Origin of the sequence: Alkalilacustris brevis (assembly GCF_003350345.1) — a bacterium.
GTDB lineage: Bacteria > Pseudomonadota > Alphaproteobacteria > Rhodobacterales > Rhodobacteraceae > Alkalilacustris > Alkalilacustris brevis.
The window spans coordinates 1-13810 of sequence record NZ_QNVJ01000090.1 but is presented as its reverse complement, the minus strand read 5'-3'; the positions used below and the strand labels follow the sequence as shown (position 1 = coordinate 13810).

The window sequence follows — 13810 nt, the reverse complement described above, 5'->3', positions numbered from 1 at the left end:
ACAGCCATGAGCCATCTTCTCGACCGCCTCAACTTCTTCAGATCGGTCCGCAAGGATACCTTCGCCGACGGTCACGGCCAGACCACGACAGAGCCGCGCGATTGGGAAGACGCCTATCGCAAGCGCTGGCAGCACGACAAGATCGTACGTTCCACCCACGGGGTGAACTGCACCGGGTCATGCAGCTGGAAGATCTATGTCAAGTCCGGCATCGTCACATGGGAAACGCAGCAGACCGACTACCCCCGCACACGCCCCGACCTGCCCAACCACGAGCCGCGCGGCTGCGCGCGCGGCGCAAGCTACAGTTGGTATCTCTACAGCGCCAACCGCGTGAAGACCCCGCTAGTGCGCGGCGCGCTGATGCGGCTGTGGCGTGCAAAGCGCAAGACGCTCAGCCCGGTCAAGGCCTGGGAGGCAATTCAGCAAGACCCTGCCGCACGCAAGAGCTACACCGCCAAGCGCGGCACCGGGGGGTTTGTTCGGGCAAGCTGGGATGAAGTGACCGAAATGACCGCGGCCGCCAATGCCTGGACCGCGCGCACCTACGGCCCCGACAGGGTGTTCGGCTTTTCGCCGATTCCGGCGATGTCGATGGTCAGCTACGCCGCAGGCAGCCGCTATCTGTCGCTGCTGGGCGGCACCTGCATGTCCTTCTATGACTGGTATTGCGACCTGCCGCCGGCCTCGCCGATGACCTGGGGCGAGCAGACCGACGTGCCCGAAAGTGCGGACTGGTACAACGCGGGCTACCTGCTGCTTTGGGGCTCGAACGTGCCGCAGACGCGCACGCCGGACGCGCATTTCTATACCGAGGCGCGTTATCGCGGCACCAAATCGGCAGTGATCTGCCCCGACTATTCAGAGGCCGCGAAGTTCGGTGATGTATGGCTCAACGCCAAGCAGGGCACCGATGCGGCGCTTGGCATGGCGTTCGGCCATGTGATCCTGCGCGAGTTCCACCTTGACCGGCAGGTGCCCTATTTCGAGGATTACTGCCGCAAGTATTCCGACATGCCGATGCTGGTGCGGCTGGAGAAAAAGGGCGACAGCCTCGTGCCGGGCCGCCAGCTGCGCGCCTCGGACCTGGCCGATAATCTGGGGCAGGAAAACAACCCCGACTGGAAGACCATCTGCATCGATGAAGGCACCGGCCAACTGGTCGCGCCCAATGGCGCGATCGGGTTCCGCTGGGGCGAGAAGGGCAAGTGGAACCTCGAGGAAAAGGCCGGCAAGGCCAAGGTCAAGCCCAAGCTGTCGCTTATCCTGGAAGAGGACCGCGACGATGTGGTGGGTGTCGATTTCCCATATTTCGGTGGCGCGGCCTCGAACGGGTGGGAAAACGACGCGCGCGGCGATGTGCTGACGCGCAACGTGCCGGTCAGGAAGATTACCCTGGCCGACGGGTCGGAGGCGCTGGTGACCACCGTGTTCGACCTGTTTTGCGCCAATTACAGCCTTGACCGGGGTCTCGGCGGCGATCATGTCGCCAGTGACTATGACGCCGATGTGCCATTCACCCCCGCCTGGGCCGAGCGCATCACCGGGGTCAGCCGCGACAAGATCATCCATGTGGCGCGCGAATTCGCCAGCAATGCCGAAAAGACCAACGGCAAGTCCATGGTCATCATCGGCGCGGCGATGAACCACTGGTACCACATGGACATGAACTACCGCGCGGTCATCAACATGCTGGTGATGTGCGGATGCGTGGGCCAGTCGGGCGGCGGCTGGGCGCATTACGTGGGGCAGGAAAAGCTGCGCCCGCAGACGGGCTGGCTGCCGCTGGCCTTCGCGCTCGATTGGGCGCGCCCGCCACGGCACATGAACTCGACCAGCGCCTGGTATGCGCACACCAACCAGTGGCGTTACGAGACGGTCACCGCCAAGGAGATCCTGTCGCCCACCGCGCCTGAGGGCGATTGGGAAAGCCTCAGCCTGATCGACTACAACATCCGGTCCGAACGCATGGGCTGGCTGCCCTCGGCGCCGCAACTCAAGACCAACCCGCTGGAGGTGGCCAAGGCAGCCAAGGCGGCGGGCAAGGACATCCCCGCCTATGTCGCCGAGCAGTTGAAATCGGGCGATCTGGAAATGTCGTGCGAAGACCCGGACGCGCCGGAAAACTGGCCGCGCAACCTGTTCGTGTGGCGCTCGAACCTGCTGGGCAGTTCGGGCAAGGGGCACGAGTATTTCCTCAAGCACCTGCTGGGCACCGATCACGGGGTCCAGGGCAAGGATCTGGGCGAGGAAGGCCGGCAAAAACCGATCGAGGCCAAGTGGCATGACGAGGCGCCCGAGGGCAAACTCGACCTACTGGTGACCATCGATTTTCGCATGTCCACCACCGCGGTCTATGCCGATATCGTGCTGCCCACGGCCAGCTGGTATGAAAAGGATGACCTGAACACCAGCGACATGCACCCCTTCATCCACCCGCTGCAGGCGGCGGTCGATCCGGCTTACGAGTCGAAGACCGACTGGGAAATCTTCAAGGCGATCGCGAAGAAGTTTTCCGAAGTCGCGCCCGAGATCCTGGGCGTGGAAACCGATGTGGTGCAACTGCCCTTGCAGCATGACAGCCCCGGCGAGATCGCACAGCCCATGGTCAAGGACTGGAAGCGCGGCGAATGCGACCTGATCCCAGGCAAGACCGCGCCGGCCTATATTGCGGTCGAACGGGATTATCCCAACCTTTATGCGCGCTTCACCTCGCTTGGCCCGCTGATGGAAAAGGCAGGCAATGGCGGCAAGGGCATCGCCTGGGACACCAAGACCGAGGTCCACCACCTCAAGGCACTCAACGGCACCCACACGGACGGGCCGACCAAGGGCATGGCGAAGATCGAAAGCGCCATCGACGCCTGCGAGGTGGTGCTGATGCTGGCCCCGGAAACCAACGGCGAGGTGGCGGTCAAGGCCTGGGGCGCGCTGGAAAAGGCCACGGGCCAGAACCACGCCCATCTGGCCGAGGTCAAGCAAGACGAGAAGATCCGCTTTCGCGACATCGCCGCGCAGCCGCGCAAGATCATCTCGTCGCCCACCTGGTCGGGGATCGAGAGCGAAGAGGTCTGCTACAACGCCGGCTGGACCAATGTGCACGAGCTGATCCCCTGGCGCACGCTGTCGGGCCGCCAGCAGCTCTATCAGGATCACCTGTGGATGCTGGCCTTTGGCGAGTTCTTCGTCACATGGCGGCCACCGGTAGACCTCAAGACCATCACGCATGATGCGACCAAATCGCTGAAACCCTCTGAAAAGCATGTGGTGCTGAACTTCATCACGCCGCACCAGAAATGGGGCATACATTCGACCTATTCCGACAACCTGCTGATGCTGACGCTTAACCGCGGCGGGCCGGTTGTCTGGCTCTCGGAGGTGGATGCGGCAACGGCGGGCATTGTCGATAACGACTGGGTCGAGGTGTTCAATTCCAACGGGGTGATCGCGGCGCGCGCCGTGGTCAGCCAGCGGATGAAGGACGGCACGCTGTTCATGTATCACGCACAGGAAAAGATCGTGAACACGCCCGGCAGCCAGATCACCGGCCAGCGCGGCGGCATTCATAACTCGGTCACGCGGACGGTCACCAAGCCTACCCACATGATCGGCGGCTATGCCCAGCAATCCTACGGGTTCAACTACTACGGCACCGTGGGCGCCAACCGCGATGAGTTCGTGATCGTGCGCAAGATGGACAAGGTCGACTGGCTCGATGGTCCCGCAACCGCAACCCAAACACCGGAGGCAGCGGAATGAAAGTTCGTGCCCAGATCGGAATGGTGCTGAACCTCGACAAATGCATCGGATGTCACACCTGCTCAGTGACCTGCAAGAACGTCTGGACCTCGCGCGAGGGCGTTGAATACGCATGGTTCAACAATGTCGAAACAAAGCCCGGCATCGGCTATCCCAAGGATTGGGAAAACCAGAAACGCTGGAACGGCGGCTGGAAACGGGCCAGCAACGGATCGCTGCACCCCAAGCAGGGCGGCAAGTGGCGGATCCTGGCGAATATCTTCGCCAATCCCGACCTGCCCGAGATCGACGATTTCTACGAGCCCTTCGATTTCGACTACGACCACCTGAAATCGGCTCCCGAAGGCAGCGCCTTCCCCACGGCGCGGCCCCGGTCGCTGGTGTCGGGCGAGCGGATGGAAAAGATCGAATGGGGCCCAAACTGGGAGGAAATCCTCGGCGGCGAGTTCGCCAAACGCAGCCAGGACTACAATTTCGAGGGCATCCAGAAAGACATCTACGGTGAATACGAAAACACCTTCATGATGTATCTGCCGCGGCTGTGCGAGCATTGCCTCAATCCGTCTTGCGTGGCGTCGTGCCCCTCGGGCGCGATCTACAAGCGCGAGGATGACGGTGTTGTCCTGATCGATCAGGAAAAATGCCGCGGCTGGCGCATGTGCGTCTCGGGCTGCCCCTACAAGAAGATCTATTACAACTGGTCCACCGGCAAATCCGAGAAATGCACGCTGTGCTATCCGCGTCTGGAATCCGGCCAGCCCACCGTGTGCTCGGAAACCTGCGTGGGGCGCATCCGGTATCTGGGCGTGATGCTCTATGACGCCGACAAGATCGCCGAGGCCGCCAGCGTGGAGAACGAGCAGGATCTCTATGATGCGCAGCTTGGCGTTTTCCTCGATCCCAACGACCCGGAGGTGATCGCCGCCGCCCGCGCCGAGGGCGTGCCGGAAGACTGGATCACCGGCGCGCAGAATTCGCCCATCTGGAAGATGGCGATGGAATGGAAGATCGCCTTCCCGCTGCACCCCGAATACCGCACCCTGCCGATGGTGTGGTATGTGCCGCCACTTTCTCCGATCCAGAACGCGGCCGAGGCCGGCAAGATCAGCGCACAGGATGACATGCCCGACGTGCAAAGCCTGCGCATCCCGGTGCGGTATCTGGCCAACATGCTGACAGCGGGCGACGAGGCGCCGATTGTCAGCGCGCTTGAGCGGATGCTGGCGATGCGCTCCTACATGCGGTCGAAAACCGTGGACGGGGTGGTCAACCTGGGCGTGGCGAAACGTGTCGGCATGACGCCGGGGCAGATCGACGAGATGTATCAGCTGATGGCGATTGCCAATTACGAGGATCGTTTCGTCATCCCCACCACCCACCGCGAGCTTGTCGAAGACGCCTACGACCTGAAAGGAGGCTGCGGCTTTACCGATGGCAATGGCTGCTCGACCGGGACCAGCGGCAAATCGCTGTTCGGCGGCAAGAAGTTCCGCAGCCCGCAGGAGTTCATCCAGTCATGAAAACCTTCAAGGCATTTTCCGCTCTTCTGAGCTACCCCTCGCCCGAGCTTCAGGCCGCCGTGCCTGAGATCCGCGCGGTGCTGCTGGCCGAGGGGGTTCTGCCCCCGGCGCACGCGGCGGCGGTGGATACGCTGCTCGATGAACTTGCCGCGCGCGATCTTTATGATCTGCAGGAACGCTATGTTCTGCTGTTCGATCGCGCGCGCACGCTGTCGCTGAACCTCTTCGAGCATATCCACGGCGAAAGCCGCGACCGTGGCGGCGCGATGGTGGACCTGCTGGAAACCTACCGCGCCGGCGGGTTCGACCTGGTCGGGACGGAACTGCCCGATCATCTGCCGGTTCTGCTGGAGTATCTCTCAATCCGGCCGCTGGACGAGGCGCGCACCATCCTTGCCGATGCGGGGCACATCCTGGTGGCGCTGGCCGAACGGCTGAAACGGCGCGATTCCAGCTATGCGCCGGTTCTGGCGGCACTGGTCGCCGTGGCGCAGGCCACCGGCGACAGCGAAGAGGCACAAGCCCTGCTCTCCGAGGCCGATGACGACCCCGAAGACCTGGCCGCGCTCGATGCCGTCTGGGAAGAGGCGCAAGTCACCTTCGGCCCCGATCCCAACGCCGGATGCCCGATCAGCCGCGACATCCTCGCACGCATCGACATCCCCCCATCCCCGGTTCGCGCCGGGCAGGCCTAGGAGGACAGACCAATGTTCGGCAATTTCAGCCTCGACTATCTCATCTTCGGCATCATGCCCTATGCGGTGCTGGCCATTGCGCTGATTGGGTCCATCGCACGGTATGAGCGCGACCCCTTCACATGGAAGTCCTCGTCCAGCCAGCTTTTGCGGCGCAAGCAGCTCATGTGGGGTTCGGTGCTGTTTCATGTGGGCATCATCGTGCTTTTCTTCGGTCACCTCATCGGCCTGTTCACCCCGGTCTGGGTGCTCGATACGCTGGGCATTTCCTATGCCCTCAAGCAGTGGATGGCGGTGGTTATCGGCGGGCTGGCGGGGCTGGCGGCTTTTGTCGGCTGCACCATGCTTCTGCATCGCCGGCTCTTTGACCCGCGCATCCGCAACAACTCCACCTATGCCGATATAGGCATCCTGGCCATCTTGTGGGTGCAGATCGTTATCGGCATGGGCACCATCTGGCTGACACTGGGCCATATGGATGGCGCCAAGATGCTTCAGTTCATGTCCTGGTCACAATCGGTCATGGGCCTGCAGATCAACGCCTGGCAGGAGGTGGTCGACGTGCACTGGCTCTACAAGTTGCACATCTTCCTTGGGTTGGTGATCGTGGCGCTGTTCCCCTTCACCCGGCTGGTTCACATGCTGTCGGTTCCGGTGCGCTTCCTCTGGCGGCCGGGCTACCAGATCGTGCGGACGCGAAAAGGCGCGCGGCCTGCACGCGGCAGTGTGAAACCGATGAAGACACCCGCCGAATAACCACTCACGCAACCCGCCACAGCGCCCCCAGGCGCTGTGGCCCCCAACTGCAAAGGTGCACCATGAAACCGCTGTTGCCCCCTGTGGTCGTCAATGGCGCCACAATTGCCCCCGAACGCATCGCCGCCGAGGCGCAAAACCACCCCGCACCCAGGGCAAAACCCGGGCTGGCCTGGAAAGCCGCAGCGCGCGCGCTGGTGATTCGGGAGCTGATGCTGCAGGAAGCGCACAGGCGCGGCATCGAACCCGTCCCCACCGAACTGGCGCCGGGGCAGGTCGAAACTGACGACGAAGCGCTGATCCGGCAGCTTCTGGAAGCGGTCCTGCGCATCGAACCCGCCAGCGAAGCCGAGTTGCGCGCAGTCCATGCCGCCAACCCCGACCGCTTTCGCGCCCCGACACTCTATGAGGCGGCGCATATCCTCTTTACCTCTGCCCCCGGTGGCGAGGCCGGACCGGATCACGACGCGCTGCGCGCGAAGGCCGAGGCCGTCCTGGCCGAACTGAAGGCCGACCCGCGCCGTTTCGCGGGCCTGGCGCGCGAACACAGCGCCTGCCCCTCGCGCGACAGCGGCGGGTTCCTGGGGCAGATCGTCTCGGGCGATACCGTGCCCGAATTCGAGGCCGCGCTGGAAAACCTGGAGGAAGGGCAGATCACGCCCGCGCCCGTTCCAACCCGGTTCGGGCTGCATCTGATCCGGCTCGATGCCCGCGCACGGGGCGATGTGCTGCCATTTGAAAACGTGCTGCCGGGCCTGCGGGAAGCCCATGCCAAGGCGCAATGGACCCGTGCCGCCCGTGCCTTCACCGAAGAGCTTGTCGCCGCCGCCGAGATCGAAGGCATTACCTTCGAGATGGCGGCCTGATCCGCCGGGAGAACGCGCCATGTCCGCGACGCACCGCTATCCCTCCGGCGCCGTGCAGTGTCCGATAGAGACGCTGCATCAGGCGCTGCTCGGGTTGCGGGCGATATGTCACGAGATGGAAACGCTTGCGGTGGCCGCCCCCCCGCAGCCCGGACCCGCGCAACGCATCCGCACGGCCCTGCGACGCGATCTGCCCCGGATTCTGGCCGATGAACGGGAAAGCCTGCTGCCGCGTCTTTGTGCCCGCGCCACCGGCGAGGACAACCTGCCCCCCATCATCCGGCAGATGGAGCATGAGCGCGCCGCCGCGGCAGCAATCGCCCGGCGCCTGGGGCCGGGGCTGGCGCGGATGTCGCGGGGGGCGCCGCCCGCGCGGGGCGATCGCGCCGATCTGCACGAGCTTGCCCAGCTGATGCTGCGGCAGTTGCGTGTCGCGAATGCAATCCTGCTGCCGCTGGCACGGCTGCGCCTGACCGCAAGGGAAAAGGCCGAGATCGCGCGGGAAATGCAGGCGCGGCTGAGCCGCAGGGCCGCGCGCGCAGGCAGCTTCGACAGGGCCGGCGGTGACGGCACACCCCTGCGACCGGATGCACAGCCCGCCAACGACACTGAACACGAGGCTCTGAAATGACTTCGCCGCCGCCGCTTGTTGACCGCGCCGACCCGCTCTGCTGTGGTTGTGACAGCGCGGGCAGCGACATGCTGCCTTTGGACGAGGCGCTGGTGCGCGGTCTTGCCCTCGTGCCCGAGCCGACAGGCGAAGCCATGCTGCCGCTGGCCGTGGCGACGGGCCGGGTGCTTGCGCGCGATGTCCACAGCGCAACCGCGCTTCCGGTCTTCGACAATGCGGCGATGGATGGCTACGCGCTGCGCCTGGACGATCTGCGCGGCCCCGGCCCGTGGTGTCTGCCGGTGCGCGGCAGGGTGCGCGCGGGCGATACCCCGCCCCGTCTGGCCACGGGTGCGGCAATGCGCATCCTGACCGGGGCCGCCCTGCCCCAAGGGGCAGATACCGTCATCGCGCAGGAGGATCTGCGCCGCGAGGGCGCGATGATCGTGCTGCAAACCTTGCCGCGCACCGGCCAGAACATCCGCCGCGCAGGCGAAGACATGCCGCAAGGGGCCTGCCTTCTGCGAAGGGGGCGTATCATCGGCCCGCGCGAGGCAGCCGCGATTGCGGCAGCCGGGCAGGGGCAGGTGGCGGTGCGCCCGCGCCTGCGAGTGGCGCTGCTATGCACCGGCTCCGAACTGGTGCCACCGGGACAGCCGCTTGCGCCGGGCCATATCTGGGATGCCAACCGCTTTCTGCTGGGGGCCGCGCTGGCCTGCCCGTGGATCGAGCAGATCGACCTCGGCGCCTGCCCCGACGATCCGGCACAGCTGGCCGGTTTGCTGACCAGCGTCTCGGAACAGGCCGACATGATCGTGACCACCGGCGGTGTCTCGGTCGGGGATGAGGACCACATGGCGCGGGTCATCCACGAGGCCGGCGGCAGCATCCACGCAATGAAGATCGCCATGAAGCCCGGCAAGCCGATGACGCTGGGCCGGCTTGGCCGGGCGCTCTGGGTCGGGCTGCCGGGCAACCCGGTGGCGGCTTTCGTGACCTGGCACGTCATCGGTATGCGCCTGACCGAGGCAATGGCCGGGCTTGCCGCACCCGGCCTGCGCAAATCGGTGGCGGCCCTGGCAGCCCCGGTCCGGCACCGCCCCGGCCGGTGCGAATTTCGCCCGGCCCGTGTGCTTGGCCATGACAGCGCGGGCGTCACGCAGGTCGAATGCCTCGATGCACCCGGTTCGCACCGCATCGCTCAGCTTGCGCAGGCCGATTGCCTTGCACTGATCCCGGCTGAAGCCGAGGGGATGCGCCAAGGCGACCTGGTCGAGATCATGCCGCTATAGCCGCCGGCTCCGGCACCCCGCAACGAACAGGATGGAGACAGGATCATGGAGCTTGCATTTCTTCAACAAGACGGCCGCGGGATGACCGATGCGCTCCTGGCGGCAGCGGTAAAGCAGATACAGGCGGCGCGGCTTGCCCTTGCGGGAACGGTGCAAAGCAATCCCGAACGCGCCGACCGCGACAAATGCGACATGGACCTGCATGTCTTACCCGATGGCCCGGTGCTGCGGATCAGTCAGGACCTCGGGCGCGCCGCGCGTGGCTGCAGGCTTGACCTGTCGGCGCTGACCACCGCCGTTGCCGAAACCGAGCGTCACCTGCCGCAGGCGCAACTTCTTGTCGTCAACAAGTTCGGCAAGCAGGAGGCCGGGGGGCGCGGCTTTGCCCCGCTGATCGGCGAGGCAATGTCGCGCGGAATCCCGGTTCTGGTGGGGGTGAACCCGCTGAACCGAAGCGCCTTCGACACCTTCACAGGCGGGATGGCACAGCCATTGCCCGCTGACCCTGGGCTGATCGCCGACTGGGCCATCCAGGCCTGCCGGCGGCCCGCCGCCTGAGGTTTCCCCATTTCCCGAGACGTTGACGAAAGGCCCGTCATGCCAAGCACCAGCCAGACAATCCGCGCCTGGAACGGCCCCACCCTGCTGAGCTATGGCTACCGCCCGTTCTTCCTGTTCGGGGCGATATGGGCCGCGCTGGCAATGGCGCTCTGGGTCTGGGCACTGGCAGGCGGGCAGGTGCCCGCGCCTGCCTTCAGCCATCTCGACTGGCACGTTCATGGGATGCTTTTCGGGTATCCCATGGCGGTGGTTGCCGGGTTCCTGATGACGGCGGTGCCCAACTGGACGGGGCGCTTTCCCATTGTCGGCTGGCCGCTGGCCGTGCTGGTCGCATTGTGGCTGGCCGGGCGCGTGGCCGTGACTGCGCCTGCGGGTATCGGTCCGGTCGGCGTGGCGCTGATCGACCTTGCCTTTCCGCTGGCGCTGGGCGCGGCAATGCTGCGCGAGATCGTGGCCGGGCGCAACTGGCGCAACCTCAAGGTGCTGGCGCTTCTGGCGCTGATCGCGCTTGGCAACGGCCTGTTTCACTGGGAGGCCGCGCAGGGCCTTGGCGCCCAGGGGTGGGGCGCGCGGCTGGGGCTGGCGGGCCTGATCGCGCTGATCACGCTGATCGGCGGGCGGATCGTGCCCAGCTTCACCCGCAACTGGCTGGCCGCACGCGGGCCCGGCCCCCTGCCCGCTGCGGCGGGTGGAGTGGACAACGCGGTCATGGCGGTCACATTGCTTGCATTGGCCCTGTGGGCGGCCCTGCCCGGCACAGTGCTTGCCGGGCTTGCCTGCCTGCTTGCCGGGGTGGCCAATCTGGCGCGGCTGGCGCGCTGGCAGGGACTGCGCTGCGGGGCCGAGCCGCTGGTCTGGGTGCTGCACGCGGGTTATGCGTTCGTGCCGCTGGGGTTTCTGGCCATCGGCGCGCAGAGCCTTGGCGCCCCTGGCACCGCAAGCGCCGCACAGCATGTCTGGATGGCCGGCGCGGTGGGGCTGATGACGCTGGCGGTGATGAGCCGCGCAAGCCTTGGCCACGCAGGGCTACCGCTTGCAGCGGGACGGGGTGTCGCGCTGCTTTACCTGGCGCTGATCGGCAGTGTCGCCGCTCGGTTCCTGCACGGCCTTTTCCCGCTGCCGGCAACCTTGCATCTGGCCGGGGCGTTGTGGATCACGGCCTTTGCCGGTTTCGCGCTTCTCTACTGGCCGATACTGGCCCGCCCACGGCGCGCGCAACGGCAGGCGAATGCACCGCGCTCCGTGGCCAGGCGTGGCTGACACCTGGGCTGGGCCGCTGGCGACATCGCTGCATTTCCTTGTGCCGCCGCGGGCAGGTTCGTTCGGAGTGCCGTGGTTCAGCAACTTCTGCCGCCGGTCCTCAGGAACGGCGAAAAGCAAGTGCCGGCAACGGACGATCCTGGCATGACCCTCGCCCAAGACCACGAAAGAACGCGTCCCGGCAAATGTGAAATCATGGGCCAAGGCACAATCGCCACAATGAACGCCTGACCGGTGCGCTGGAATTGCCCGTGCATGATCGTCTCTGCCGGACCGGAGCCAGAGCGAGAGCCGTCATGCCGCAGCACGGGCATGAGCGACGCCTGAAGATACGGCAACCGATGAATCGCCGCCAGATTGTTCCGGTGACAGTCAGAAGGCACCGTCCACAACATATGCGTGTGAGGCAGATTAGGCTTTTCAACCACGCCCGCATCTGATTTGCTACGAAAGTGGTATTGGTGCACGCTATAGTTGATTGGTATCAACCGCCCCTGCAGCCCGCAAAAGCGGGCAAAGGCATCCGCAACACCAATTTGAGCCGTGTCCTGTGACCGATTTTCTTGAATGGCATCACTTCGCCCTGGCGTCCGGTACAGCACTCCTCTGCGTTGTGCTCATCGTGCTCGCACCTTTCGTGCCCAGGCTGACGGGCGAGCGGCGGGCATGGCAAGCGGTGCAGGCAATCCATTCCCGGCCAACACCGCGTGTCGGGGGTGTGGCGATATTCGGCGCCTTCGCCATGAGTGTCGCATTCGCCCCTCCAGAGGTTGCGTCGGTCCATGCCAAGTTCATCCTGGCGGCGAGCATCCTGTTCGCGGCTGGCCTGGCTGAGGATCTGGGCTTCGAGGTCTCGCCTGCGAAACGGTTGCTGGCCGCCATCGCGGCCGGACTGGCCACGATGGCGCTGCTGGGGTTCTGGTTGCCGCGCGCCGACGTGCCCGGACTTGACTTGCTTCTGGACCATTGGGTGGTCGGTGTTCCGGTCACGCTTTTCATCACCGTCAGCATCGCACATGCCTTCAATCTCATTGATGGCGTCAACGGCCTTGCATCGCTGGCGGCGATGGTTGCAGCAGCTGCAATGGCGGTGATCGCCCATCGGGCGGGTGCCCCGTTCATGGTGAGCCTGGCCACCCTGATGGCCGCCGCCGTCTTCGGCTTCTTTCTGCTGAACTTTCCTGCGGGCGCGATCTTTCTTGGCGATGCCGGGGCATATACACTCGGCTTCGTGCTCAGCTGGTTCGGAGTTGCCCTCCTCATCAGAGCGCCAGAGGTCACCCCCTGGGCGATTCTCCTGACCCTGTTCTGGCCGACTGCGGATATTTTCCTGGCGATGTTCCGCAGATTGCAGCGCAAGGCGCAGACCATGGCGCCGGACCGCCTCCACGCCCATCACATGGTCATGCGCTCGCTTGAAATCTACTTCCTGGGGCGCGGCCGTCGAAAGGTCTCCAACCCGTTGAGCACGCTGATACTGGCGCCGTTGGTGATCGCACCGCCAATAGCCGGCGTCCTGCTCTGGAACGAGCCACGCCTGGCCCTGGCCGCGGTCGCATTCTTTGGCGCTCTGTTCTTCCTTTCTTATATCACTGCAATTCCCCTGCTGAAACGCATCGCCGGGCGTAGCCGCCCGAGGATGCTCGAAAAGGGCGGCCCCGCGAAGGCGCCGGCGCCCCCCCGATAGCCGCATTGCGCATGACCGGAAGTGAAGCACGTGTCGTGACCGCCGGCGCCTGTCGCGCGTTGCGCCTCTACCGCCCGGCAGAACCGGAACGGAACACGGGAAGCCAGGCAAAAGACTTCCCAGGCATCCCCGAGGGGGATGAATAGCCAGCAACTTGTTTTGAGAATGGCGCACCGGGGAAGCGTCAACTAAACATACGTGCGCCACTACTGCGCTGTTTTTCCTTCATAATAAAATTTCTTGTACCTCAAAACGTGCAGCGTTTTGTGCAGCAAAATGGGAGTCTATATGACCCGCTCTGTTCCCGAATGGATAGGAAAGACACCCGACACCCAGGGTCCCCCTCGCGTGCGCCTGAGAGTGTTCGAGCGTGAAGGCGGGCGCTGTCACCACTGCGAGCGGAAGATCAACGCCGGTGAAGGCTGGACGCTCGAACATGTCGGCGCGCTGGTGAACGGAAGGATAAGGCTATCCGCTGCGCTATCTGAGGGCTGCGCGCGCGGCCATAACCTATCGGCGGCCCTTCTTCCCGACGTGCTACGGCCCGGAACTGACCTCGAACGCCATCCTGCGGTAGTGTTCCGAGCATCGGATCGAATGGCACTACATCGCGCCAGGCATGATTACATTGCGTGACCGGCGGACCGGGGATCTGTTTGATCGCTGGTCGGAATTGGGTGAAAAGCGGCGCCGGCTTCTGAATCGGTCCTGGGCTGAGGTGTTCCGCAGCCATCTTCTTGATGAACTGATGCGGTGGATGCCCCCACCCAGCGGCATCTCGTATGCCATGATGGTTCCGTTGGA

The 13810-nt window shown here is 64.7% G+C and carries 10 protein-coding genes; all 10 read left to right on the top strand.

The window, feature by feature from the left end; all coding sequences use genetic code 11:
* The first annotated feature begins 6 nt into the window (after positions 1-6).
* The 10 genes from DQ229_RS14300 (at position 7) to DQ229_RS14255 (ending at position 13006) form a co-directional block, all read left to right on the top strand.
* Positions 7-3759, top strand: coding sequence for a nitrate reductase subunit alpha (locus DQ229_RS14300; RefSeq protein ID WP_114966945.1), 3753 nt, complete (start codon positions 7-9; stop codon positions 3757-3759).
* Entirely contained in the window at positions 3756-5279 is a 1524-nt protein-coding gene (gene narH, locus DQ229_RS14295) for a nitrate reductase subunit beta (protein ID WP_114966944.1), read from the top strand. Before DQ229_RS14300 ends, narH begins: the two co-directional genes overlap by 4 nt.
* Complete coding sequence (narJ, locus tag DQ229_RS14290) at positions 5276-5974, top strand: nitrate reductase molybdenum cofactor assembly chaperone (RefSeq protein ID WP_114966943.1); 699 nt, start codon at positions 5276-5278, stop codon at positions 5972-5974. The genes narH and narJ overlap by 4 nt, the downstream gene beginning before the upstream one ends.
* 12 nt (positions 5975-5986) lie before the next feature.
* On the top strand, positions 5987-6730 hold the full coding sequence (gene narI / locus DQ229_RS14285) for a respiratory nitrate reductase subunit gamma (RefSeq protein ID WP_114966942.1): 744 nt from the start codon (positions 5987-5989) through the stop codon (positions 6728-6730).
* A 62-nt stretch (positions 6731-6792) separates the two neighbouring features.
* A complete protein-coding gene (locus DQ229_RS14280; RefSeq protein WP_114966941.1) occupies positions 6793-7596 on the top strand; it encodes a peptidylprolyl isomerase in 804 nt (267 codons plus the stop codon).
* Positions 7597-7615: 19 nt separating this feature from the next.
* Positions 7616-8227, top strand: coding sequence for a hemerythrin domain-containing protein (locus tag DQ229_RS14275; protein ID WP_162300887.1), 612 nt, complete (start codon positions 7616-7618; stop codon positions 8225-8227).
* Entirely contained in the window at positions 8224-9498 is a 1275-nt protein-coding gene (locus tag DQ229_RS14270) for a molybdopterin molybdotransferase MoeA (protein ID WP_114966939.1), read from the top strand. Before DQ229_RS14275 ends, DQ229_RS14270 begins: the two co-directional genes overlap by 4 nt.
* Before the next feature lie 45 nt (positions 9499-9543).
* On the top strand, positions 9544-10056 hold the full coding sequence (locus tag DQ229_RS14265) for a DUF2478 domain-containing protein (protein ID WP_114966938.1): 513 nt from the start codon (positions 9544-9546) through the stop codon (positions 10054-10056).
* A gap of 39 nt (positions 10057-10095) precedes the next feature.
* Positions 10096-11319 (top strand): NnrS family protein, encoded by a 1224-nt coding sequence (locus DQ229_RS14260; RefSeq protein ID WP_114966937.1) that lies wholly within the window; start codon positions 10096-10098, stop codon positions 11317-11319.
* Positions 11320-11797: 478 nt separating this feature from the next.
* A complete protein-coding gene (locus DQ229_RS14255) occupies positions 11798-13006 on the top strand; it encodes an MraY family glycosyltransferase (RefSeq protein ID WP_155326535.1) in 1209 nt (402 codons plus the stop codon).
* The last annotated feature ends 804 nt before the right edge of the window (positions 13007-13810 follow it).